General features: G+C 43.0%; 25 protein-coding genes and 2 pseudogenes. 12 read left to right on the top strand and 15 right to left on the bottom strand.

The window, feature by feature from the left end; genetic code table 11:
- Window positions 1-212: 212 nt before the first annotated feature.
- A complete protein-coding gene (locus IM500_RS10200; RefSeq protein WP_287738260.1) occupies window positions 213-491 on the bottom strand; it encodes a hypothetical protein in 279 nt (92 codons plus the stop codon).
- A 113-nt stretch (window positions 492-604) separates the two neighbouring features.
- Between IM500_RS10200 and IM500_RS10195 the strand changes: the two genes are divergently transcribed.
- The 3 genes from IM500_RS10195 (at window position 605) to IM500_RS10185 (ending at window position 2795) form a co-directional block, all read left to right on the top strand.
- A complete protein-coding gene (locus IM500_RS10195; RefSeq protein WP_287738257.1) occupies window positions 605-1558 on the top strand; it encodes a branched-chain amino acid ABC transporter permease in 954 nt (317 codons plus the stop codon).
- 91 nt (window positions 1559-1649) lie between these two features.
- Window positions 1650-2549: a hypothetical protein gene (locus IM500_RS10190; protein ID WP_287738254.1), complete on the top strand. Its 900-nt coding sequence runs from the start codon at window positions 1650-1652 to the stop codon at window positions 2547-2549.
- Between the two features lie 72 nt (window positions 2550-2621).
- Window positions 2622-2795 (top strand): hypothetical protein, encoded by a 174-nt coding sequence (locus IM500_RS10185; RefSeq protein WP_287738253.1) that lies wholly within the window; start codon window positions 2622-2624, stop codon window positions 2793-2795.
- A gap of 269 nt (window positions 2796-3064) precedes the next feature.
- Here IM500_RS10185 and IM500_RS10180 read toward each other — a convergent pair whose 3' ends face one another.
- The 7 genes and pseudogenes from IM500_RS10180 to IM500_RS10150 all read right to left on the bottom strand — a co-directional run bounded on the left by IM500_RS10180 (window position 3065) and on the right by IM500_RS10150 (window position 6533).
- On the bottom strand, window positions 3065-3334 hold the full coding sequence (locus IM500_RS10180; protein WP_287738252.1) for a hypothetical protein: 270 nt from the start codon (window positions 3332-3334) through the stop codon (window positions 3065-3067).
- Between the two features lie 435 nt (window positions 3335-3769).
- Window positions 3770-4030, bottom strand: coding sequence for a DUF4926 domain-containing protein (locus IM500_RS10175; protein WP_190720514.1), 261 nt, complete (start codon window positions 4028-4030; stop codon window positions 3770-3772).
- 6 nt (window positions 4031-4036) lie between these two features.
- A pseudogene (locus tag IM500_RS10170) lies at window positions 4037-4186 on the bottom strand (DUF6883 domain-containing protein); the annotation flags it as partial.
- Between the two features lie 23 nt (window positions 4187-4209).
- Window positions 4210-5382: an RNA-guided endonuclease InsQ/TnpB family protein gene (locus tag IM500_RS10165; RefSeq protein ID WP_287738251.1), complete on the bottom strand. Its 1173-nt coding sequence runs from the start codon at window positions 5380-5382 to the stop codon at window positions 4210-4212.
- The gene (locus tag IM500_RS10160; RefSeq protein ID WP_046663863.1) at window positions 5360-5968 is read right to left on the bottom strand and encodes an IS607 family transposase; all 609 of its coding nucleotides are present in this window, start codon (window positions 5966-5968) and stop codon (window positions 5360-5362) included. The genes IM500_RS10165 and IM500_RS10160 overlap by 23 nt, the downstream gene beginning before the upstream one ends.
- A gap of 71 nt (window positions 5969-6039) precedes the next feature.
- Window positions 6040-6219, bottom strand: a pseudogene (locus IM500_RS10155) (DUF6883 domain-containing protein); the annotation flags it as partial.
- Between the two features lie 29 nt (window positions 6220-6248).
- Window positions 6249-6533 carry a helix-turn-helix domain-containing protein gene (locus IM500_RS10150; RefSeq protein WP_008206799.1) on the bottom strand — a complete coding sequence of 95 codons (285 nt, stop codon included), beginning with the start codon at window positions 6531-6533 and terminating at the stop codon, window positions 6249-6251.
- A gap of 171 nt (window positions 6534-6704) precedes the next feature.
- Here IM500_RS10150 and IM500_RS10145 point away from each other — a divergent pair, with 171 nt between their 5' ends.
- Together IM500_RS10145 and IM500_RS10140 are read left to right on the top strand one after the other, a co-directional pair.
- Entirely contained in the window at window positions 6705-7199 is a 495-nt protein-coding gene (locus IM500_RS10145; RefSeq protein WP_190719478.1) for a helix-turn-helix transcriptional regulator, read from the top strand.
- Between the two features lie 113 nt (window positions 7200-7312).
- A complete protein-coding gene (locus tag IM500_RS10140; protein ID WP_287738249.1) occupies window positions 7313-9700 on the top strand; it encodes an ATP-dependent Clp protease ATP-binding subunit in 2388 nt (795 codons plus the stop codon).
- Window positions 9701-9854: 154 nt separating this feature from the next.
- Here IM500_RS10140 and IM500_RS10135 read toward each other — a convergent pair whose 3' ends face one another.
- Window positions 9855-10097, bottom strand: a complete 243-nt coding sequence (locus IM500_RS10135) for a DUF8620 family protein (RefSeq protein WP_190719484.1) — start codon at window positions 10095-10097, stop codon at window positions 9855-9857.
- A gap of 60 nt (window positions 10098-10157) precedes the next feature.
- The gene (gene lnt, locus IM500_RS10130) at window positions 10158-11684 is read right to left on the bottom strand and encodes an apolipoprotein N-acyltransferase (RefSeq protein WP_190719487.1); all 1527 of its coding nucleotides are present in this window, start codon (window positions 11682-11684) and stop codon (window positions 10158-10160) included.
- A gap of 237 nt (window positions 11685-11921) precedes the next feature.
- Here lnt and IM500_RS10125 point away from each other — a divergent pair, with 237 nt between their 5' ends.
- Window positions 11922-12680: a GAF domain-containing protein gene (locus IM500_RS10125; RefSeq protein ID WP_190719490.1), complete on the top strand. Its 759-nt coding sequence runs from the start codon at window positions 11922-11924 to the stop codon at window positions 12678-12680.
- 91 nt (window positions 12681-12771) lie between these two features.
- Here the strand turns inward: IM500_RS10125 and IM500_RS10120 are convergent, their stop codons facing one another.
- The gene (locus tag IM500_RS10120; RefSeq protein WP_287738247.1) at window positions 12772-13158 is read right to left on the bottom strand and encodes a hypothetical protein; all 387 of its coding nucleotides are present in this window, start codon (window positions 13156-13158) and stop codon (window positions 12772-12774) included.
- 361 nt (window positions 13159-13519) lie between these two features.
- Between IM500_RS10120 and IM500_RS10115 the strand changes: the two genes are divergently transcribed.
- From IM500_RS10115 to IM500_RS10095, 5 genes are all read left to right on the top strand, one after another.
- The gene (locus IM500_RS10115; RefSeq protein WP_190719497.1) at window positions 13520-14509 is read left to right on the top strand and encodes a CAP domain-containing protein; all 990 of its coding nucleotides are present in this window, start codon (window positions 13520-13522) and stop codon (window positions 14507-14509) included.
- 268 nt (window positions 14510-14777) lie between these two features.
- Window positions 14778-15407 carry a ribonuclease D gene (locus tag IM500_RS10110; RefSeq protein WP_147069601.1) on the top strand — a complete coding sequence of 210 codons (630 nt, stop codon included), beginning with the start codon at window positions 14778-14780 and terminating at the stop codon, window positions 15405-15407.
- A gap of 376 nt (window positions 15408-15783) precedes the next feature.
- Window positions 15784-16434, top strand: a complete 651-nt coding sequence (locus IM500_RS10105; RefSeq protein WP_002756971.1) for a DUF3318 domain-containing protein — start codon at window positions 15784-15786, stop codon at window positions 16432-16434.
- Window positions 16435-16548: 114 nt separating this feature from the next.
- Window positions 16549-17544: an anti-sigma factor antagonist gene (locus tag IM500_RS10100; protein WP_190719505.1), complete on the top strand. Its 996-nt coding sequence runs from the start codon at window positions 16549-16551 to the stop codon at window positions 17542-17544.
- Window positions 17531-17983 carry an ATP-binding protein gene (locus tag IM500_RS10095; RefSeq protein WP_190719508.1) on the top strand — a complete coding sequence of 151 codons (453 nt, stop codon included), beginning with the start codon at window positions 17531-17533 and terminating at the stop codon, window positions 17981-17983. Before IM500_RS10100 ends, IM500_RS10095 begins: the two co-directional genes overlap by 14 nt.
- 6 nt (window positions 17984-17989) lie before the next feature.
- Here the strand turns inward: IM500_RS10095 and IM500_RS10090 are convergent, their stop codons facing one another.
- The 4 genes from IM500_RS10090 to petN form a co-directional block, all read right to left on the bottom strand.
- A complete protein-coding gene (locus IM500_RS10090) occupies window positions 17990-19435 on the bottom strand; it encodes a serine/threonine-protein kinase (protein WP_190719512.1) in 1446 nt (481 codons plus the stop codon).
- 102 nt (window positions 19436-19537) lie between these two features.
- Window positions 19538-20791, bottom strand: a complete 1254-nt coding sequence (gene sbcD / locus IM500_RS10085) for an exonuclease subunit SbcD (protein WP_002756966.1) — start codon at window positions 20789-20791, stop codon at window positions 19538-19540.
- 42 nt (window positions 20792-20833) lie between these two features.
- The gene (locus tag IM500_RS10080) at window positions 20834-20977 is read right to left on the bottom strand and encodes a hypothetical protein (protein ID WP_002736416.1); all 144 of its coding nucleotides are present in this window, start codon (window positions 20975-20977) and stop codon (window positions 20834-20836) included.
- Between the two features lie 16 nt (window positions 20978-20993).
- The gene (gene petN / locus IM500_RS10075) at window positions 20994-21083 is read right to left on the bottom strand and encodes a cytochrome b6-f complex subunit PetN (protein WP_012265708.1); all 90 of its coding nucleotides are present in this window, start codon (window positions 21081-21083) and stop codon (window positions 20994-20996) included.
- A gap of 414 nt (window positions 21084-21497) precedes the next feature.
- Here petN and IM500_RS10070 point away from each other — a divergent pair, with 414 nt between their 5' ends.
- Window positions 21498-21893 carry a hypothetical protein gene (locus IM500_RS10070; RefSeq protein ID WP_190719515.1) on the top strand — a complete coding sequence of 132 codons (396 nt, stop codon included), beginning with the start codon at window positions 21498-21500 and terminating at the stop codon, window positions 21891-21893.
- Window positions 21894-22084: the final 191 nt, after the last annotated feature.

Genomic DNA, 22084 nt, shown 5'->3' with positions numbered 1-22084 from the left:
GTTTCTTTGAGTGGCTGACCGAGAATCGGGATGTGTTTGCCGCTTACAAAGCCAGTTTAGGCTTTATTTGGGCTTGAAATTTGTTTAAGTCCCACTAAGGGGGGATCGGCACCCCCCTTATCAAGGGGGGCAGGGGGGATCGAACCTAAAATCCATTTTTAATTTAATTATAACCAGCTACTTAATTAGTGAGCGGATCGAATTGAAAAGGTTTAAAACCACATTACTGGTTCTTCACCGATCGCCTGCACCTGATGGATCGCTTCTGGGGTAAAATTGATAATATCCTCAGCTTCTAGGACTTTTTCGCCCGCTACTGCCATTTTATCGGGAAATTCAGCCGTAGGAGTCCGAGGAACCAATCCTGCTGTTTTATAAATTCCCCTGAATTTTTTCCCAGACAAAGTTAAGAAAGATACCTTTTTCCCATCATCGATCATCCCGTCTGCTTTTAAGGTGGCGAACGCTACCATATAGGAAAAGTGCCACATAAAAAATTATGATAATTTCGAGAATTACCGGAGAATGAGGTGGGAGAGAACGGTGATAAAATTAGCTAATTGACTCCCCTAACTTAAGCACCCAATAACCGCTCACTGAAAATATGGCTGATTTTTTTAACACCTATGGTTTTTTAATTGTTTCAATGATATTTGGAGCCATATTAGGCATTTCAATTTATCTGCCCTTAATGGCCGGTCAATTATCCTTAGCAACCCCTGGTTTTTACGCTTTAGGCGGTTATGTTGCCGCCATTCTTTCCACGAAAGTTTTTACTAATACTGGTAGCAATTATCCCCTGGCTTTGGTATTTTTAGAAATGTTAATTGCTGGCATTATTTCAGGAATATTAGCCATAGTTTTAGGTATTCCTGTTCTCCGTTTGCGAGGGATTTATTTAGCTATTGCCACAATCGCCTGGGTAGAAATTTTGAGAATTATTGCCCTTAATCTCGAGATAACTGGCGGTGCGGTCGGTATTTTCGCCATTCCCCAACCCTTCACTACTCAATTAGCCTACCTTTGGCTGGCCTTGCCCCTCTTATTCCTAACTATGCTGTTTCTCTACCGGTTAGAAAACATCAAAATTGGTCGGGCATTTAATGCCATTCGTGCCGATGAATTGGCAGCTGCGGCCATGGGAATTAATCCCACCTATCACAAGGTTTTATCCTTCACTTTCGGGGCAGTTTTAGCGGCAGTTGTGGGAGCGGTAAGCGCCCATTTTCTCAATACTTGGAATTCCCGTCAAGGAACCTTTGATTCTAGTATTATTTTCCTGGCTTTCGTTTTAATTGGTGGTTCAAGAACTTTTGTCGGGCCGGTGGTGGGAGGCATTGTTTTAACTGCTTTGCCCGAAGTTTTACGCGCCCTCGGCGGCGTGAATGGTTTACCAATTTGGTTAGGGAATTTCTTGCGCGATGGTCGTTTGATTATTTTTGGAATTTTAATCGTTTTGGGAACAATTTTTTATCCGCAAGGCTTAATTACACCTGAATTAATCAAAAAACTAATTCCTTTTAAAAGACGTTCCTCTCTTAGTCAATTTGATTCCTAGTCATGGATCAATGTTGTCGATTGAATTCCTTTTTAATTAATGATATAATAGGATAGTTTATCCCCCTTTATATTCTCAGTCATCTCCGAGAATGACCCGCCAAATTCACGACCAATTTGCCAAGGAATATTTAGAGGAACTGTTAGCGCCTCTAGGAACCATAAAAAAGAGTAAGAAAGTGAAAAGTGAGGTTCAAGAAATAGATGTCTGGTTTGAACCGGCCAGTTCACCATCAAGGACCGAACTCCCTTTAGGTTTACTCGGAAAAATGGCGGCGACTTCCTGTTTGTTTGAACCTTTCCGTAACCCGCCCTCAGAAATAGAGATTCGCAGTTGTATATCAAAGTTATATACTGTTCATAATGACCTGTTAAGAAAGGCGAAACGGGCAAACAAAACTCTGACGGTCGCAGAATTGCCAGTTTTATGGATTCTCACCCCCACCTTTTCAGCTAGAATGATTCAAGGATTCAGGGCTGACAGCGATGAGAGGAATTGGTTGAAAGGGGTTTACTTTTTAGCTGACTTCCTCAAAGTGGCAATCGTTGCCATTCATCAATTACCAGTGAATGAAGACACTTTATGGTTGAGAGTATTGGGAAAAGCAGGAACACAGAAACGAGCAGTTGAAGAGTTAGTTCAACTTCCCGAACGCAACCCTTTTCGAGATAATTTATTAGAAATCTTAGCGAACTGGCGCAAGAACTTAGAGTTGAGAGATAATTTAAGTACAGAGGAACAGGAGGACATCATGAACTTATCGCCAGCTTATTTACAACAACGGGAAGACTGGAAGCAAGAAGGCACTTTAGAGGGACAACTCTCCCTGATAGCTAGTCTTCTGGAAGGGCGGTTTGGAACCCTAGATTCGGAATTGTCTGGTCTAGTTGAACAGATTGCCCAACTTCCCATCTCAGAACGCACCGGGTTACTTCTTTCTTTAGTGAATTTATCCCGCTCTGAACTGTTAGAAAGATTGAGAAAAGATTAAAGTTTTAGTCCGCTCAAGCCATGAATTTTCATGCCAAAATCCTGATGGTAGTTTGTCTGCTGAGTTACTGTCATGGTCAAATCTAGCATTCCCTCAGACGCTCTAGCCGTGGGTTGGATTGAGCTATTATTATTGAGCAGGTATTACCAATCGGCTCAAAAGGCGAAACCCAACCAAGATTGTGAAAATATTCCGGGAAGTTGTTGGGTTTCCTTGTGTCAACCCAACCTACGAGTTTTACTCTAAACTTGGTCTGACTGAATCAAGGGGGCATTTATGGTATTTTTAGAAGCAATTTAGCCTACTTTTGTGGTTTCTTTTTCGGTGGATTGGGAGGGTTTTAGTTGGCGTTTGAAGAAAATACCATACAAGATCATGTGATCGCACTAAGGGAAAATTTTATAAATTTCTTGGCGATGAGCAACTCGTAGATAGATAATGGTTTGATGATTTGACCTCTCCCCCAACCCCTCTGGGAGCAGGAGAGGGGAGTTAGTCTGGATTCATTAGTAGCCTTATTCGTCTTCGTTTCTTAAAGGAATTATACCTTTAAGAATCTTTCCTCTAATAATCAAATAGGCAGGAAAACAATACACCCAAAGGAGCAATACAAACAAAAAAACTGACCATGAATTACCAAATGATGGTACGAATGATCCTGTAATTTTATACTTATGAATTTCTATTCTATGGGAATCACTTGCTGCCCAAAGTGCTGTCCAGAAGACAATTCCACGCATTATAGGACCTCCTGTAATCGCTCCAAGACCAATGCCAACAACCAAAATCAACAATGTTAGTAAAAGTGAATTTCTCCAACCCATAATGAATATTAATCTTTTTAGTAGTGTTTCTATCGAATCGAGATAGACTCGCGCATCCTTGCCCATGCCATTGTTGAAATTGCGGGTAGTGCGAGCGCTTCTTCGCAGCCAGGTCAAGCAACAGCCCCACCCAACCCCAATGGCGGACAACAAAACTATACACACTCCCCCCCCCACAACTGTATCAAAAGCTACAATTTACAAATCTTTACATTCCTCTCCCTAACTAGCGATTCACAGGGGAAAGAGTTTCAGGTATTTTCCCCTGTTTTACTGCTTCTCAGGCGACCTATCGCCTTCCGTGAGGGATTGTGGCGCGGTGTGTCAGATTCGATAATAGGGTTCAAAATTTCGCTAACCGCTACTTGAGCCATAGCGTTTTCCCTTAAGCAGAATTCACGCCGCCTCCAGTTCATAATGCAAGACCAGAAGCTCATCGCCTGGCAGAATAGCCATCGCATATTCCCGCCCCTGACTGTCAGAAAATTCCACTAAATATTGATAGCGCGAACCTTTTTCATACACCTCAACCACTGTTCCCACCTGTCCGCTTGGCAAGCTGGGGACAGCTTCATAATCTAATTCAACTAAAGTCAATCGCTCCCGAGGGACGGAGTTGAGGATGGCAACCGTATCTAAGAGTTTGATGTCTTTCATGGTACTTCACTTGATAAAGGCAGAAATTAGGCGAGGGTTGGGATTAATTAAGCCGATTTCCCAGATAGTTCGCAGTTGTGTTCCTTCCCGTTCTGGTATCGTCCAATCCACTTTAAACTGCTGGCCGAATTCCGTGACCGCTTGTTGCACAACTTCCGTTCTGTTAAACTTACTCAAATCTACTCATGAGCAAATTTGACGTTAACTTCCTGCTTCACTGTAGTAGTGTCGGCACTATCTACGACCCAAGCTGACACGGTGGAACTCACCGCCAAAGAAGCTAGATTTAGACTAGCGTTCAAGTCTCGACCGCAAACTACATGGCATTGCTCACACTCAAAAACTCTTTCAGTTAAAGATAGAGACTCTTTTTTGTACCCACAATTGGAACAGGTTTTACTGCTAGGAAACCACCTATCGGCTATGATTAATTCCGAACCATACAACTGAGTTTTATAATCAAGTTGTCTTCGGAACTCGTAAAAACCCATATCCTGAACGGCTTTAGCTAATTTGTGATTAGCCATCATCCCAGACACGTTTAAATCCTCAATTACTATCTGGCCGTGGTTCTTGGCTAAATAAGTGGTGAGTTTATGTAACGTATCTTTACGGATATTAGCTATTTTAAAATGAAGTTTAGCTATTTGCCGTTGGGCTTTGTTCCAATTATTTGAACCTTTTACCTTATGTCGGTTCAAGTATTGAAGTCTGGCTAATTGTTTTTCGTATTTACGATAACTTTTAGAGCCTTCAAACGTTTCACCTGTCGATAAAGTAGCCAAAGATTTAATTCCCAGATCACAACCAACTACATCATGAGTTTTATTGGTTGTTTGCTGTTCAACTTCCATCTTAAAACTAATAAACCACCTATTAGCTTTTTTACTAATAGTGACAGATTTTGGCTGGTATCCATCAGGTAGCCGCTCGTAAGTTTTTACCCAACCAATCACAGGAACTTTTATCTTTTGATGGGCAATTTTAATGCTCCCATCTAAAGTGAAACTATCCTGTTTACCTTTCTTCTTGAAATTTGGTGGTTTAGCTATCTTCTTGAAGCATCTTTTCCAAGCATCGGATAAAGCTCTTAACGCCCATTGGGGAGCGCATTTAGACACTTGGTAATACCAATCATGCTCTGATTTTACCAATGCTACCAACCATTCAGGTCGGTCAATAGCCGTAGGAAACTTGATTTTTTCATCAGGGTTAGCTTGATTATGGTCTAAAATTTGCTTGGTTAAAGCCAAACCCCAATTCCAAGCATGACGTGCGGTTCCTGCGTGTTGGGCTAATAATGAGCGTTGTTGATTATTTAGTTTTAACTCAGTCTTGAATCCTAGTAGCAACGTCTCTTAACTCCTCTACGATTTTTCTATTTTTATGGCTTCTAGAGCCATACAATCTAGCGGAAAATACCGTAATAATTTCTAAGACATCTGGCGCTAAATCCTCCTCAAATGTACTGTCTTCAGTTCGATTGATAATGACAACTTCAGTTCCGAATTGCTCACACAGACTAAAGATTAGTTCACTACCAAATCTAAGTAATCTATCCTTATGAGTTAAGACCAATCTCTCTACTTTACTATCAACAATCAACCGAATTAATCGCTTTAATCCTTTTTTGTTGTAGTTAAGTCCTGAACCTAAGTCGTCTATAATTTCAACTTGCCAACCGTTTTGAGCGCAAAACAATTCGACAACTTCTTTTTGACGTTCTAAATCTTTCTTTTGATCATGACTAGAAACGCGACAATAGCCAACAGTATAGGAAAGATTCTCTTTTACTCCAAGCAACTGAGAGACGGTATAACGTCGATGCCCGTTAGCAGTTCTTTCTGGTATTAGTTTACCTTCAGACTCCCAACGTCTTAATGTCGATACGCTTACACCTTTTAATTTAGCCGCTTCTGATATGGTCAACTTACTCATAAAACTATTATAGCATAAGTCATGAGTAATTTTGGATAGTATTAGTTAGGTTTTTGGTTTCTGTGATTAACCCCCTCCAGGGCAGCCTGTGAGATGAGCGATCGCAAAACCTCAGCGTTCTCGGCAGTTATTCCTAGACGAGAGCGAAAGACTCTGGCTTGATTTTTTCCTCTGGAATGTTCTGGATTTAAGCAATAGCCAATCAGTTTTTCCATCGAGATTTCTGCCAGTTCCCCGTTGGGTAATTTCATCTGTGGCACTCCGAACTTTCTGACTTCCCTCAGAGCAACTCGATTCGCAATTGGCGGCCCACCACAGAAGCCGCCCGTTGGATAGTATCGAGAGAAACGCCCGTCTTTTCCGGGTCGAGGAGGCGGTCAAGTTGCGCTCGACTGGTCTGCATCCGCGCCGCCATCTCCGTTTTCGTCAGAGAGATCCGTTTCATCTCCTCAGCCAACTGCCGCAACCGCACCCGTTTGAGTGCCACCGCACTACAGTCCTCCTCAAGACCTTCTTCTTTGAGAAAAGCATCGAAATCGGAGCCAGTATGGGGGTTAGCGGTCATATTTTTCCTGTTCCTTCTTGCGCTAGTAGGGGCGAACGGCCGTTCGCCCCTACTAGATTTCCCGTTTTGGGGTTTTTGGGACTTCGCCGATGTTGCCGTGCGGCAGAATCATCTCCCCTCGGCTGATGTAAAAGATGACCCGCGTGATGCGTCTGCCCGTAGGGGCAATTCATGAATTGCCCCTACTCCGCACCTCCCATAAGTCTTGATAACCGGAAAGTGAACGGCACAGGGGCAGCCGATGGGAAAGCTAAACTCTACGTCCTTGATATCGCTGCCAATAATCCGGCAATCTTCACGGCCGAGGGTTTTCCACCAATCTTTGACTGGCTCCGACCCAGCTTCGGCTCGAAAAAACTTGGCTGGCAGCCTTTTCAATCCTTACCTTCTCAGTTATCGTACCTTATATGGTACATCAATCGGATTAATGAGATCTTCAACGGTCGCCCAGAAATTACTGGGAGTACCGCCCTTCGATTGGCGAAATATTGGCAAGTTTCCCCATATTTCCGGCTGAACCTGCAAATTCGTTACGATCATCTCCCCCCGCAAGGCGCACGAAGTGGTCTCCCCCCGCAACGCGCACGAAGTGGTCTCCCCCCGCAAGGCGCACGAAGTGGTCTCCCCACTCCCCCATCACCCCACTTCATAATTCATAATTCATAATTCCCACTCCTGTCCCCTAACCCACCCTACTGATACGGATATCACCCTTCCGGCTAATGTAAAGAAAACGTTACAGTAACAGGTGAAGCCCAGTAGCCAGGAAGCCGTCGATCATGTTTGAATACTTTAACCAGAAAGCTATCAAAGCGGTGATGTTCGCCCAAGAGGAAGCCCGTCGTACCGGTCACAGTGTCGTCGGTACGGAGCATTTGCTCTTAGGATTGATAGGAGAAGCCACCGCCACCGCAGCCTTGATTCTCAAGGATTTAAAAGTTACCCTGCACGAAAGTCGCCGCCTGATTGAAGGAATGACCGGCCGCGGCACCGGTTACAGTCCCGTTAATATCCCTTTTACCCCGAAAGCGAAAAAGATGTTCGAGCAAGCATTTCAGGAAGCTCGACAATTAGGGGAACAGGCGATCGCACCTGAACATCTATTACTCGCTATCACCGCCGATCCCGAATCCCTAGCCGCTAAAATTTTAATTATGCAGGGTGTTGATTTGATCAAACTTCGCGGCCTTTTAATTAAAAATGCCGGGGAAAAAGTCGCTAGTGGTCGCTTCACGGCAAAGAGTGACTATGAAGACCAGAAAAATGCTCCCCAAGGCGGGATTTTAGCCCAATATGGTCGCAATTTAAGCCAAGAGGTCAAAAATGGCAAAATTGACCCTGTAATCGGTAGAGAGCCAGAAATCGAGCGAGTTGTCCAAATTTTAGGCCGTCGTACCAAAAGTAACCCGATTTTACTGGGTGAGCCGGGGGTGGGCAAAACAGCGATCGCTGAAGGGTTAGCACAACGCATCCATAATGGCGATATTCCCGAACTTTTGCAGGATAAACAGGTAATTGCCCTCGATATGGGGTCTTTACTGGCGGGAACCCGTTTTCGCGGCGATTTTGAGGAACGTTTAAAGGGTGTTGTGGAGGAAGTTCGCAAATCGGGCAATATTATCCTGTTTATTGATGAAATTCACACTCTTGTGGGTGCTGGTAGCATGGGAGGAGCCATGGATGCTTCTAACTTGCTTAAACCTGCTTTAGCTCGCGGGGAGTTACAGTGTTTAGGGGCAACAACTCTCGATGAGTATAAACGGCATATTGAGCGAGATGCGGCTCTAGAAAGACGTTTTCAGCCAGTTATGGTGGGAGAACCAACTAAAGAGCAGGCGATCGAGATTTTACGGGGTTTAAAAGCCACCTACGAGGATTTCCATCAGGTAAAATACGCTCAAAAAGCGATCGAAGCTGCCGTTAATCTATCCTCGCGCTATATCAATGATCGCTTTTTACCGGACAAAGCGATCGATCTTCTCGATGAAGCGGGATCCCGCACCCATCTACGCTATTCCCTGCAAAGTACAAGTCCTGCGGAGGTTAGGGAAGAATCACCCCTAATTAACCCCGAATCTTTAATTCCAGTGGTGGATGCGGAGGAAATTGCCCAAATTGTCGCCGCTTGGACAGGTATTCCCGTTACCCAATTAACTGAAACTGAGTCGGAATCGCTCTTAAATCTGGAATATCAACTGCACGAGCGGATTATTGGCCAACAGGAGGCAGTAAATGCCGTTTCTCGTGCTATTCGTCGAGCGCGAGTAAATTTAAAGAATCCTAATCGTCCGATTGCCTCGTTTATTTTTGCCGGTCCCACGGGAGTCGGTAAAACTGAATTAACGAAAGCCTTAGCTAAGTTGCTCTTTGGCTCGGAATCCAGTATGATTCGCCTAGATATGTCGGAATTTATGGAATCCCACACGGTTTCTAAGTTAATTGGTGCGCCTCCCGGATACATCGGTTACAATGAAGGCGGTCAGTTAACGGAAGCAGTGCGTCGTCAACCCTATAGAGTGGTTTTGTTTGACGAAATCGAGAAAGCACATCCCGATGTTTTTAATCTTCTCCTGCAACTGTTAGAAGATGGTCATTTGACCGATTCCCAAGGTCGTCGGGTGGACTTTAAGAATACCCTAATTATCATGACCTCGAATATTGGCTCAAAAGTCATCGAAAAAGGCGGTAATAGCTTAGGATTCGAGATTGCTGACGATTTTGCTCAATCCCGTTACCAACAGATTTCTAATCGGGTGACAGAGGAGTTAAAACAATATTTCCGTCCCGAATTTCTCAACCGTCTCGATGAAATCATTGTTTTCCGACAGTTAACTCGCGAAGAAGTTACCCAGATTGCCGATATTCTGATCGCGGATCTAGCCAAACAATTGACAGAAAAAGGCATTTCTGTGGAAGTTACCGCCGCTTTTAAGGATTTGGTCATCAATGAGGGTTATGATCCTAGCTACGGTGCGCGGCCTTTACGTCGTGCTTTAACTCGACGCTTAGAGGATAGTTTAGCGGTCGCGATGTTATCGGGAAAAGTCAATTCTGGAGACCATGCGATATTAGATGTAACTGCTGAAGCTGTGGTGACAGTCTCTAGTCATCAGCGCTCTGAGCAAAGCGATATTCTCTCGCAATTACAGTTACAACCAGTGGGTTAATCCCCTCAAAAATGGCTTTTTTCGGGGTTGAAAATGTTTCAACCCCGATTTTTATCATCTAAGTAGCTGGTTATAATTAAATTAAAAATGGATTTTAGGTTCGATCCCCCCTGCCCTCCTTGATAAGGTAGGGTTGATTCATGAATCAACCCTACTATTTAGGGGACAAGCGTTCTTGAATTTGATTAATTGCCCAGCTGAAAATCGCCCCCGCAATTAAAATACTAATAGCAGGATTGAATAAGGGCAGCCAAAGACGCTGAAAAAGTTTAAATCCTAGGGGAATTCCCGTGGATTCACCGATAACAGCCAGGGCAAACCAGAGAAAGCCCGCTATTACTAAAAACACATCAAATATTAAGATTCTATTCAACCACTTGACAAATTGCTCTTTCATTGCATCAAAAACTTAGGTTATTTATACAGTTCATTCAGGAAAAAGTATAGCACTGTCACCTTAATCCCAAGCTCTCCAGAGCCAAGCTAGTCCGGCAGTAATGATTAAAACTTTAGTTAACCAATCTCCCCAGCGCACATATAAAGTTCTCGTATCCCGTCGATAAATTGTTTCGCTATGGATTTGATATTTATCTAAATCCGATAGCCAAAGGTGATTACCGTGGGGATCGACAAAAGCAGAATAACCTGTATTGGTGGCCCGGGCCATCCATCGATCGGTTTCGATCGCTCGCATGGTATCCTGAGCATGGTGTTGAGCGGGCATGGCGTGGCTATAATGGGCGTTATTAGAAGCGGTAATAATAAATTCGCCTCCCCTAGCAGTTTGACGGCGAAAATGTTCGGAAAAAGCCGACTCGTAACAAATGCCCACAATTATTTTACCGAAAGGGCTGTCAATAATTTGATCAGGATTTCCCTGGATTAAATGCGCTTGCAAGGGAGAAAGGCGATCAACAATTCCGCCCAAAATTTCCTGAAAAGGAACGTATTCGCCTAAAGGCACGAGAATTACTTTATCATACCGACTAATCACCTGTCCCTCGCCATCAATGGTCAAGAGACTATTGTTATACCCCTTGTCCACCTTGCCAAATGCACCTAACCAGATCGGCGTTTTTTTGGCTAAAATTGCCGAATAAATCGAGCTATTATTGACTAAGTTCTCCCAATAGTAGGGTAAGGCGGTTTCAGGAGTTAAGACGGCATCTACTCCTCGATCAGCGAGAATTTGATAACCAGAGGTGTAACCTTCGATCGCCCTTTGAAATCCTAGGGGCGAAAGTTTAATCGTGTTGGGAATATTGCCCTGAATGACGCCAATTTTTATCCCTAAATCCCTTGACTTTTCGATCGGTTTATGGTATGTGTTCCATCCCCAGAGATGGAGGCTAAAACAAATAAGGAGGGGTAAAGAGAGAAAAGCGAGATTTTGCCGCGATTGACGGATTAGGAGCAAGCTTTCGGCGATTAAACCATTAACTGCTACAATTGCCGCCGTTACCGTCGTAAAACCCGATAATTTGCCCAATTGCAGAATCAATAAATTATGGGGACTTTGGCTATAAGCAAGGGTAGTCCACCAGAGAGGGGATTGACTCCAGAGAAATTCTAACCCACACCAGAGGGCAGTGCCGATGAAAACCCGTAGGAGGGCATCGCGAAAAGATGACTGATTAACACTTTTGTTGACATAAAACATAACTAACGTCCAAGTTAGCACGATCGCCGTTCCCCAAAAAGTGATAAACAACCAACAAAACAGGGCAATTAACAAACTCGCTAACCAGGGGACACCCATCCACGTCATCGGGTGAATTCCCGTGATCCAGAATAAAGCCAGACCATGGTAGGCAAAACCCCAGCCAAAACCGTATAAAAGCGGTTTTTTTAGGGATTTTTCCGCTAATCTCACAACAATCCACAGGGGGACGAGAGAAATCCAAGCGAGTAACCACCAAGAAACCGGCGCTACTGTTAACCCCATCCCCACACCGGCCAAAATTGCCCAGAGAAAACGCACCATCTTTCACTCCAGTGAGGTTAAACTCCTCTGACCTACTAGATCAGAGTAGCTAGAGGGAAGACAAAACACAAGAGACACACAGAAGTTTTTCAGCACATCTACAATAGAGCAGTTAGCGAGTAAAAAAGCCCTTCCATGAGATGCTATGGCAAGCTATAGACTCAGACAAACAGGGATATGGGGAATGTCACCCTCACCCTGAAAGCCTAAACTCGGACTGAATAAGTGATTGAATACATGGATAATTTTAACCCCAAATTAACGGCTCTGTCTCTTGTCTTGAATGTCGAGGAAAATCTCGAAGATATTTTTCGGAAAATAGCTAGTATGAGCGCTCATCAATTGCGAGCGCGGCACTGTTCAATTATGTTAAGCTCTCCACAGGAATCAAAAGGGGAAATTACCGATTATCTAGAAGTTTTTGCCCATTATGATGATCTATCACCTTTGGCTGATCAAGAAATAATTAAACTCGATCAAGTTATTGCCGACAGTGTAGCGGCCACAGGAAAACCTTTACTAATTAAGGATATCACTCGATCGCCATTTTCCAGTGCAGCCCCTTATCCCAAAAAATCAAATAATAATAGTTTTATATCCGTACCGATTATCCTAAACGAGCAGGTAATCGGAGTAATTAATCTCAGTTTTCCCCTAGACAAAAAACATTTTGAACCATTAGATTTAGAAATCTTGCAGTTATTCGCTCAACAGGCTGCCCAATCCCTGCAAATTTTTCATTTGCAAGGGATGTTAAAATCTCGTTTTGTGGCGATGGCAGTGACTAGAGAAATAGCAGAAATTCAGTCCGAACATTTGATCGCTGTCCCTCCTTATCCCCCGAAATTAGCCAAAATTGTCGCTAAGGCTTTTTTTAAAGAATTAACTCAGGCCGGTTTTGGAACCCATCAAGTTATTGAGATTGCTAATGAGGTTTTGAATTTACTACAAAAGACCCTTAATAAACATAAAAATCGTCTGGAAGGAAAAGATTGAGCGCTAGTCAAGGGTTAAAATCGACTAACTTGCCACTCCAGTAGCGTCTTAAGGAGTAATTGAGATAGTTAACAGCTTAATTGACCGTTGTTTACTGATTACCGCTGCCGTCCTGCCGTACTAATTCATAGACACCACAGGCAACACAGGCGAGAATACCGACACTAATCGGCCAACTTTTTCCTAAACTAATCTCGATTAACCAATCGGAGAAACCGCCGAGAATGAGAAAGGGAATAATACTAAAGATAGAGGCATAAAAAGCATTTTGGGATTCTCTGGCGACGCGAGTTTTTTCAAACTCCTCTAGGGAAGTATAGAGGAAACGCTCGGCAAAATTAAACCAGCGATAGAAAATTTCTATAAACCAATTTCGCACCCCAGCTAACCCCAGATACAATGCTAAAGACCAGAGACAGCTACCGGCAATAAAGGCCGGGGAAATATTGATAGTGAAGGGCAGAAAGTCGATTACCATAAATGAGAGCCACAGGAGTGATAAATTTGAGCGAGCGGCTTGATCGATCTTAACAAGTCTTGACCCTGGCACCAAAAAGTTGATATCCTCACCCCCGGGGCCGGACGGTGATTTCCAAACCTGACCATTTGGGTTTCTGCTTGCGATCCCTGGGGGGGGTTTCCCAGCTGCCTTATGCCATTTTTCTTTATTCGTGTCCCTCACCCCCGCTCCTCTCCCTTTCTGGGGGTGAGGGAAATTCACTATCTCTGTCATTACTTTAGAAAAATGCTATGACATTCTGGCATATATCCTGTAAATGCGCTAGTATTTAACAGTAAATGCAACCTAGAACGGCGGGGTTTCAGACCCAATTTTTTTGATGAAAAGTTTTTTTAAGAAACCTTATCGGTTAGGAATTTTGATGCTTGTATCGACAAGTTTAATGGCCTGTAGTGCCTTAAACTATAGCTCTTTTACGGAACTCGTGCCATCTTTCTCTCCCGCTCCTTCTCCCTCTCCTTTAGATGCGGCAACTTTACTTGTTTTAGAGAATAAAATCTATCAACAGGTCAATCGCTATCGTCTATCTCGCAATTTATCTCCCCTACTGTTAAATCGGGCAATTTCGCAACAGGCAAGATTACATAGCCAACGTATGGCCGCGGGTTTAGTTCCTTTTAGTCATCAAGATTTTGACAAAAGAGCGCAAACTATTGGTGTTTCGGTTCCCTATGAAGCGGTGGGGGAAAATGTGGCAGTTAATCAAGGTTATGATGACCAGGTAATGATTGCTGTGGATGGCTGGATTAAAAGTCAAGGTCATCGGAAAAATATGGAGGGAGATTTTGATAGTACCGGGATTGGAGTAGCGACGGATAATCAAGGAAAATTGTACTTTACTCAAATATTTCTAAAACGTCAATCCGCTCCTGTTTCTACTAATTCCCTTAGCTACGATCTTATCGGGAATCAATCTTTTTTTATTACCCTCGAACAAAATACTAATTATCAAGTTAATCGCTACCGAATTTCTCAAAATTTACCGCCCCTACGTCTCGATGCTCGCGTTAGTCATGAAGCTCGCTTATTTAGTCAAAAAATGGCCAATAAACAGGCTCCTTTTAGTCATGATGGTTTTGAGGGAAGAGTCAAGGCAGTACAAAGGATGATCCCTTTAGAAAAAATGGGCGAAAACTTGGCTTTTATGAAGGGATATCCTGACCCTGTTGCTGTTGCCGTCAAGGGTTGGATTAATAGTCCTGGTCATCAAAAAAATATGGTTGGTGATTATAATCTCACCGGTATCGGTATCGCTAAAAATAATGTTGGTGAATATTATTTTACACAACTTTTTGTTAAAAAGCGTTGACAAAATCCCCCCGATGATACTTAAATTTAATTACCAGTTTTTAACATCAGTTATCAGTTATCATTTAAGTAGTCGGACATAAATTCTGTGGTCTATCTTAAGAAATGTAAATTGCCGCAATTCTTACTGACGACCGACTCCTTACCCCACAGTTAACTTTACTTTTGTCCAACTACTTATCAGGGAAATAAAGGCAGTCGTGCGATAGGCAAAAGCATTACAAATTTCCCTCCTGTCTCCTGTCTCCTGTCTCCTATCTTCTAACTATATGAACTTAGACAATTTTCAAGTGTGCGATCGAGATTTAAGCGATGACCTATTATCCCGTTATCTAGGGGTTAATTCGATCGCTGTAGATACAGAAACTATGGGATTAATACCGGGGCGCGATCGACTGTGTTTAATTCAACTCTGTGATCCCAGTGGTTTTGTCACCGCTATTCGGGTTTTTAGGGGGCAAACAGAGGCTCCTAATCTCAAAAAGGTCATGGAGGATGAGCGGATAGAAAAAGTCTTTCATTTCGCCCGTTTTGATGTGGCTCAACTGTCCCATACTTTTGCCATTGCCACTCAACCGATTTTCTGCACCAAAATCGCCAGTAAACTGGCTCGGACTTATACCAGCAGTCACGGTTTAAAAAGTCTCGTGCAGGAATTGGAAGGCATAGAATTAGACAAAACCGCTCAGAGTTCTGATTGGGGAAATGCCGCTAATCTCACCCCACAACAACTGAGTTATGCTGCTAACGATGTGCGCTATTTACTGTCAGTGCGAGATAAATTGATGGTGATGATGCAAAGGGAAGAAAGATGGGAATTAGCCCAAAAATGCTTTAGTTGTATCCCCATCTTCACCGCTTTAGATTTACAGCAATACAAAGATATATTTGAGCATTAGCCAGCACAAGTTACAGTCTATTTAATAAGTAAATAGAAGAGAGATTTTGTCTTTGATCCCCCCTTAATCCCCCCTTGATAAGGGGGGTGCTGATCCGCCCTTAATCCCCCCTTAATAAGGGGGGTATCTGACAATTTTTAACACCCACCTACTTAGTATGATTGACTCCCAATCGAACTTTAAAAACCCAGTTATGGATGGTTTCTTCCCACTTCCCCACTTCCCCACTTCCCCACTTCCCCACTTCCCACTTCCATCACTGTTTACTGATCACTGAAAATGCTCTCTAGGGCCAAAAGCTGCCAAGATCACAAAAAAGACCGCTATGATCGAAAATAGAAATCATCGTCATTGGTAGAGAATAGGTAAAAAATCTATGACATCTTATGCGGCCTCCTCTGCACGAGCCGAAATGAGCGAACTTCGGCGCCTAAAAACCCTACTACCTCCAGAATTACAAAGTTGGGTAACGGTAGAAGGTTCCACAGAGGTTAATCCCCCCCTGATCCGTTGTGAAGAAATTGGCAGAGATGAGGTAGAAATTCAGATAGATTTGGCAAAATGGGAAAATTTAGCCATCGATCAGCGTAATTTGCTCTTTTGGCATGAAGTCGCCAGGATTCAAAATGATAGTATTCCTCGGGAAGGCTGGGAAATGGCCGCCCTCGCTATTGGCTTAGGTGGTGCGGTGGGGGAATTATGGGTACAGGACGGGTTATTATTGCTTTTGGCTATGGGATTATGTGGGATTTCCGGTTATCGTCTCTGGCGCAAAAATAATGGCGATAAAATTCTCAAAGAAGCGATCGAAGCCGATGAAAAAGCGATCGCCTTGGCCACCCGTTTCGGTTATTCTCTCCCCAACGCCTACAAGAGCCTAGGCAGTGCCTTTAAAACCCTAATTGAACAAACGCCCAACCGTCGTCTGCGTAAGCGTTATGAGACCCGTTTAGATGCCCTGAGAAAGAGTGCAGCCAAAGCGAAAGCCCAAACCCAAGGCCGTCCGCCCCTAGGTGAGATTCGTTAGCCGATGATCACAGGTAATCTCTGACATTACCCATTGGTATTTGGGGAAAAGTGTAGTAAACATTTAAGTGGGTCATCAGGCCTTGTTCATCTATCAAACCATCTCTTTGTGTCGATGACTTCCCAAATTCCTGAAACACGTTTTCTGATCATTCCGATGGAGTATCCGGTTTTGCGGATGCCGGATCGCTTGACTGTCTTGGAAGCAGTACAGTTCAAGGATCTGTTTCACCATCTCATCGCCCAAACACCCACTCCCGAAAAAGTCATTCTTGATCTGAATGCCACTCAATTTATGGATAGTAGTGGTGTGGGTGCTTTAGTCCATAATCTCAAAGCGGCCAGAGCAGAAAATATCGAGTTAGTGCTGGCTAACGTCCATCCCCCAGTGATGGGGGTTTTATCGATTACGGGACTAGATCAATTATTCACTTTCCAAACCTCCCCCCTAGCAGCCCAAGAAAAGAGCTTTACTGCCAATGAAAACCATCTACCGGAAACCCATCCCTCGATTCGCAGTTGGTTAAAGCGCGGTCTTGACATTGTTGGTGGGATCGTGGGTTTATTAATCACGGGGGTTATTTTTGTCCCCATTGCTATTGCTATTAAGTTAGACAGTCCCGGTCCAATTTTTTTCAGTCAAACCCGCTGCGGTTGGTTGGGAAAGGAATTTAAAATTCTTAAGTTTCGTTCCATGTGTGTGGATGCAGAAGCACTCAAGGATAAAATCCCTAATCAAGCGGAGGGAGCTTTTTTTAAAAATAAAAATGATCCCCGGATTACCCGGGTAGGAAAATTTTTACGTCGCACCAGTTTAGACGAATTGCCCCAGTTTTGGAATGTGATCACCGGTGAAATGAGTCTTGTTGGCACTCGTCCTCCCACCCCCGATGAGGTGGAACGCTACGATGTTCCCCAATGGCAACGTTTAGATGTAAAACCCGGTATGACGGGAGAATGGCAGGTGAATGGTCGCTCTCGGGTGAGTAATTTTGAAGAGGTAATTCAACTAGATTTGCGCTATCAAGAAAATTGGAGTTTAGGCTACGATCTACAACTGATTTTTAAAACAATTTTGATTCTCTTTCAAAAAAACAGTGGTGCCTTCTGAAGTCTTAAATTCCCCTTCTTTCCCCCTCCAATTCCATCTACAAGTCCAGACGGAATTGGCAGCTTTAATCCCAGTCCTACAATGGTTTGAATCTCACGGCCGCTCTTTTCTACCCGACTCGGTGCTTTGGCAGTGTAAGGTGGCTTTAGCAGAAGGATTTACTAATGCTGTCCGTTACGCTCACCAACATTTACCACCGACTACACCGATCGATCTAGAATTAACTTTAAAGTCCCATTCTCTAGAAATAAGAATATGGGACCACGGTCAATCTTTTGATCTACAAGCAAAACTTGATTCTCTACAACAACATCCCGTCGCACCTTTGGAAATGGAAAGCGATCGAGGATTAATTTTTATGCGTTCTCTTACTGATACTTTACAATATATCCGCACTGGCGAAGGGAGAAATTGTTTAATTCTCCAGAAAAGTTTTTAAGTCAATTTATCCCCTGCTAGAAACTCCGTCCATGGCACAGGTTTCCAGACGAGAAAAAAGAATTATCCCACCCCCCACACCCCACACAAGGGTGGGGAGATGTCCCCAGGGTGCTTTGAGAGAGAAAGTAATTTGATCGTAGTATAACCACTTGTTATTAACTCGCCAACCGACTTTTGTTCCAAAAGCGTTCCATTTTTGTTGATCATAATTGCTGCTTCCTCCCAAACTTTCATAGATTCTTTTCTGAACAGATATACCGAATTTTCCCTGACTATATTTTAACCAGAGTTGATTGATAGTGGCTAAATCTTCACAGGGAAAGTTATCTATATCTTCTATCTTAAGATATTTTTCTTTAGTTCGATCGGCAACTTTTAAGAAGAGATTAGCCGTTTCTTGATCTGCCTCTTGCCATTTTTCTTGCGCTAATAAATCCCGCAGATTAGTGTAATCAATTGCCTTGGCACTTTTGAGGTTAATTTCCTCCCTGGTGGCGGCTGGAAAAGCTGGCAAAACCGTTTCTTGAATTGTATTCTGTGATCGGGGTTTTGGCGGAATCACGAAGGCTAATTTTACTGCTAACTCTTGCAGGACTTCCCTGGCTGATTGATAACGTTTTTTGGTGCCAAATTCAATTAATTTATCTAAAATTTTACCTAATTCAACACTAACAGGATTATTAATCAGGTGCTGTCTCCATACCCATTCATGTTCACTCACATCGAATAATTCAAAGGGAGATATTCCCGTTAATAAATAGATACAAGTGACTCCCAAACTATATAAATCACTGCTATTAATCGCTTTGCCATTACTTTGTTCTGGAGCGATATATCCCGCCGAACCGATCACTGTTCCTGTCAGGGAAAGGTTAGCAATGGGCATGAATTTAGAGGCACCAAAATCCACTAAAATTATTTTATTATCGCTGCGTCTCCTAATTATATTAGCTGGTTTAATATCCCGATGAATGACTCTTTTAGCATGGATAAAATCAAGAATTGGCAAAATTTCCAATAAAAGATGTTTGATCTTTTCCTCATTGAAAACTCCCTCGCTTTGTAATTCTTGTTCTAGATTTTCTCCCTCAATATATTCTTGAACAAGATATTGTCGCCCATCATTGCTGGTAAAATAGGCATAGAGGGAGGGAATTTGTGGGTGTTGACCGAGATTATCTAAACTAATCGCTTCTTCTTTAAATAATTCCGCCGCTTTCTTGAGAGCATTGCTACCTTGAGCGCTAGGAAAAAATTGTTTAATCACACAATAAGGTTTAGAAGGTTTATCCTCATCAATTGCTTGAAAAGTTTTACCGAAACCTCCTTGACCAATTAATTTTATAGCACGATAACGATCTTTTAGTAATAATTGAAAGCGACATTTTTGACAGAATTTATCTGTAGGATCATTGTTATATAGACAATCGGGATTAAGACATAAACTCATTGTTAGTTCAAAGAGGGATAGGGAAGATGTTTCAGTGAGCAGTAAACTGATAACTGATAACTGATAACTGATAACTGATAACTGATAACTGATAACTGATAGCTAAATCGAGGTTTCTTCCTCTAGCCAAATTTCTGGCTGTTGATTTAATAAAAGCTGGGCTGCCTCTAACATATCATCGACAATATCGCGCAAATCTGTCTTATTATCGATATAAGCTTTTAACGCCTCCATCGGATCTAATTGATTACCCACCCCTAATTCCGGTAAACGGGGACGGGTTAATTGACTAATTAATTCCGCCCGAATACTATAACTATGGGCAGTTTTTAACGCTTCGTCAAGCTGATTGGTGTTGATTAGTTCTAATTGTTCACTGCGAATTTTATAAACTAAGCGGATAACTGCTTCCTGAATATCGTGTTTTTTGAGAGCTTTCAGCAATTCTTTTTGGGGGTTTTCTGCCTCGGAAACATCCACTTCGATGGAACGGAAAGGACGCACGGGTAAAGGACAAAATTCCCATTTAACCTCTCCTTTAGCCACTTCTATTAAAACATAGCCCTTATCTTCTTTTTCCTCGCTAAAATCCACTCGATCGATGCTCCCTGGATAGACAATAGGCGGATCATTGCTAGGATTAAGATTTTGGTGTTTGTGAACATGACCAAGGGCAACATACTCGAATTGTGGACGATTTAGCAACGATAAAGGCACAGTAAAACCTTTACCAACCGCTAAAAATCTTTCTGCTCCTAAACTAGCTCGATCGGCCATTAAATGGGCTAATAAAACTGTTGGTAAACTTGTATCTAATTGGCGAATTTCTCCTTCTAAAACCGGTTCCAAACGGTTAATTAACAATTCATTTACCCCACTCAAGGATAAACCCTCGGTTTCGGGACGGGTTAAGAGAGTGGCCCGGGTTAACCAGGGTAAAGTAATGACTTGGATATCGCCATTGCGGGTGGTGATGCGATGGGTGGTCAGGCGATCGCCAACAATAAACCCCGGCACCGCTAGGGTACGATAGATGGAGAGACTGACACCGCCATTACCATGAGAATGTTGATCGTGATTACCCACTAATAACACCGTCGGGATATTAGCATCGGCAAGACGACGGAATTGACTGGCAAAAGCTTCGTGAACAAAGGGAGGAGGAGTGGCATCGGGAAAGGCATCTCCCCCAAAAAGCACTAGATCCACAGGGGAGGCAATAGCCCGATCGATACAGAGGCTTAAACTGCCCATAAAATCCTCTAAACGCGTGTTTAATCCCGTTTTTGGATTTAAACGTCCATGGGAAAAACCGCTCCCCATGTGAATATCCGATAAGTGCAGTATTTTAATCATAGTAAAGGAAAAACAGGCGTAATTAAGTACACCTGTTCAGGATTATTTTCCTAATTTTTTATCGCCATCTTGACGACGGCGATCGCGCCATTCTGTAGTCGTCAGGTAGAGAATGCCACCACTGACGATAACGAGGAGAATTAAGGCGACTAGAAAGAGAGTGTTGAGAATCAAGGATGTTTCCATGGTATCTATAGATTACCTAGAAACCGTTACGACCCCAAACCACCATGGCGATCGACCAAGTGAACAGGGCGAGAATGCTAACCCAACCAAGTGTCAAAATATCCATAATTGCCTTTGTTAAACGAATTACTTAGGAGTTGACACTCTCCGCCCTAAAAGTGCGGAGATTCTTGGGCTGAATCTTGCCGCTACTAGCAAAGCTAATTTTGGTCTTACAGTTTCATGTCTAGTCCGACTACACCTACAAGGCAAGCACTCTTAAAGACTACTCCCCAAGCGTAAATTTCTGTGTGTCCCACAGTATTTAATTGTTTTTCGCTCTTACCATGTGGACTTACGATGAAAGCTTTTGTACCAGTGATGGTTAGAGATTTAGGGATTACGGAGTGTCGCTTGTTTCCTGCGTTCCCAAAGTCAACGACTCAATTTAATGCTAACATAAAGTCGCCCTAAAGGGCGAGGTTTTCAACCCAAATTTTCGATAATACTTCATCAGTGACTCCGTTTTAGAGAGGCGATCGTGCAAATTACGCTCAAGGAAAGAATCGAATCCATACAGGTGGGGAGTATCTCGGCGCTGGCTTTCCTGGTTCCCTATCTGCTATTTTTAATTGTTGATCGACTATTGTTAGGGGAATCGCTCACAGTAATTGGCGCTTTTGTCAAGATATCCGGGGCGATAATTAGCGGATTTCTCTTTGGTGTCACCTATCGTTATGTCGTCCGTAACGATGATAATCCCCATCTCAAAGATGGTACAGTGGCAGCTTTTGCCCTAGTCCGCGGCCTAGTTCCCCTACAATTATCCACAGACTTGCTCGCTGACAGTGGGCAATTAAGTCTCTTTCTGGGAGAGAGCTTTATCTGTTTTTTATCCTCTCGTCTGCTGTTAGAGTTGACTAAGCTGCGTCAATAACCGACTCAGTTATCAGATTTAAGTTTTCAGTTATCAGTCATCAGATTTAAGTTTTCAGTGAGCAGGGAGCATCTCATTTATGCAAGTGAGTAATTATACTTGTCCCTAAAACTGGTTTCTAGTAAGGCTTTCAAAATAGTTTGACATAAAACCTGATTTAGGGGTTACAAAGGTGAGATGCTCCGAGTGAG

This window comes from Microcystis sp. M179S2, assembly GCF_020245805.1.
Classification (GTDB): domain Bacteria; phylum Cyanobacteriota; class Cyanobacteriia; order Cyanobacteriales; family Microcystaceae; genus Microcystis; species Microcystis aeruginosa.
Note: the sequence above shows the minus strand (reverse complement) of the source record. Positions and strands in the feature narration are given on the sequence as shown.

Bases quoted from the DNA above. Each gene is read 5' to 3' on its own strand.
- IM500_RS10200 (WP_287738260.1), bottom strand. From the start codon at position 491: ATGTGGCACTTTTCCTATATGGTAGCGTTCGCCACCTTAAAAGCAGAC.
- IM500_RS10195 (WP_287738257.1), top strand. From the start codon at position 605: ATGGCTGATTTTTTTAACACCTATGGTTTTTTAATTGTTTCAATGATA.
- IM500_RS10190 (WP_287738254.1), top strand. From the start codon at position 1,650: ATGACCCGCCAAATTCACGACCAATTTGCCAAGGAATATTTAGAGGAA.
- IM500_RS10185 (WP_287738253.1), top strand. From the start codon at position 2,622: ATGGTCAAATCTAGCATTCCCTCAGACGCTCTAGCCGTGGGTTGGATT.
- IM500_RS10175 (WP_190720514.1), bottom strand. From the start codon at position 4,030: ATGAAAGACATCAAACTCTTAGATACGGTTGCCATCCTCAACTCCGTC.
- IM500_RS10160 (WP_046663863.1), bottom strand. From the start codon at position 5,968: ATGAGTAAGTTGACCATATCAGAAGCGGCTAAATTAAAAGGTGTAAGC.
- IM500_RS10150 (WP_008206799.1), bottom strand. From the start codon at position 6,533: ATGACCGCTAACCCCCATACTGGCTCCGATTTCGATGCTTTTCTCAAA.
- IM500_RS10145 (WP_190719478.1), top strand. From the start codon at position 6,705: ATGAATTGCCCCTACTCCGCACCTCCCATAAGTCTTGATAACCGGAAA.
- IM500_RS10140 (WP_287738249.1), top strand. From the start codon at position 7,313: ATGTTTGAATACTTTAACCAGAAAGCTATCAAAGCGGTGATGTTCGCC.
- IM500_RS10135 (WP_190719484.1), bottom strand. From the start codon at position 10,097: ATGAAAGAGCAATTTGTCAAGTGGTTGAATAGAATCTTAATATTTGAT.
- lnt (WP_190719487.1), bottom strand. From the start codon at position 11,684: ATGGTGCGTTTTCTCTGGGCAATTTTGGCCGGTGTGGGGATGGGGTTA.
- IM500_RS10125 (WP_190719490.1), top strand. From the start codon at position 11,922: ATGGATAATTTTAACCCCAAATTAACGGCTCTGTCTCTTGTCTTGAAT.
- IM500_RS10120 (WP_287738247.1), bottom strand. From the start codon at position 13,158: ATGGTAATCGACTTTCTGCCCTTCACTATCAATATTTCCCCGGCCTTT.
- IM500_RS10115 (WP_190719497.1), top strand. From the start codon at position 13,520: ATGAAAAGTTTTTTTAAGAAACCTTATCGGTTAGGAATTTTGATGCTT.
- IM500_RS10110 (WP_147069601.1), top strand. From the start codon at position 14,778: ATGAACTTAGACAATTTTCAAGTGTGCGATCGAGATTTAAGCGATGAC.
- IM500_RS10105 (WP_002756971.1), top strand. From the start codon at position 15,784: ATGACATCTTATGCGGCCTCCTCTGCACGAGCCGAAATGAGCGAACTT.
- IM500_RS10100 (WP_190719505.1), top strand. From the start codon at position 16,549: ATGACTTCCCAAATTCCTGAAACACGTTTTCTGATCATTCCGATGGAG.
- IM500_RS10090 (WP_190719512.1), bottom strand. From the start codon at position 19,435: ATGAGTTTATGTCTTAATCCCGATTGTCTATATAACAATGATCCTACA.
- sbcD (WP_002756966.1), bottom strand. From the start codon at position 20,791: ATGATTAAAATACTGCACTTATCGGATATTCACATGGGGAGCGGTTTT.
- IM500_RS10080 (WP_002736416.1), bottom strand. From the start codon at position 20,977: ATGGAAACATCCTTGATTCTCAACACTCTCTTTCTAGTCGCCTTAATT.
- petN (WP_012265708.1), bottom strand. From the start codon at position 21,083: ATGGATATTTTGACACTTGGTTGGGTTAGCATTCTCGCCCTGTTCACT.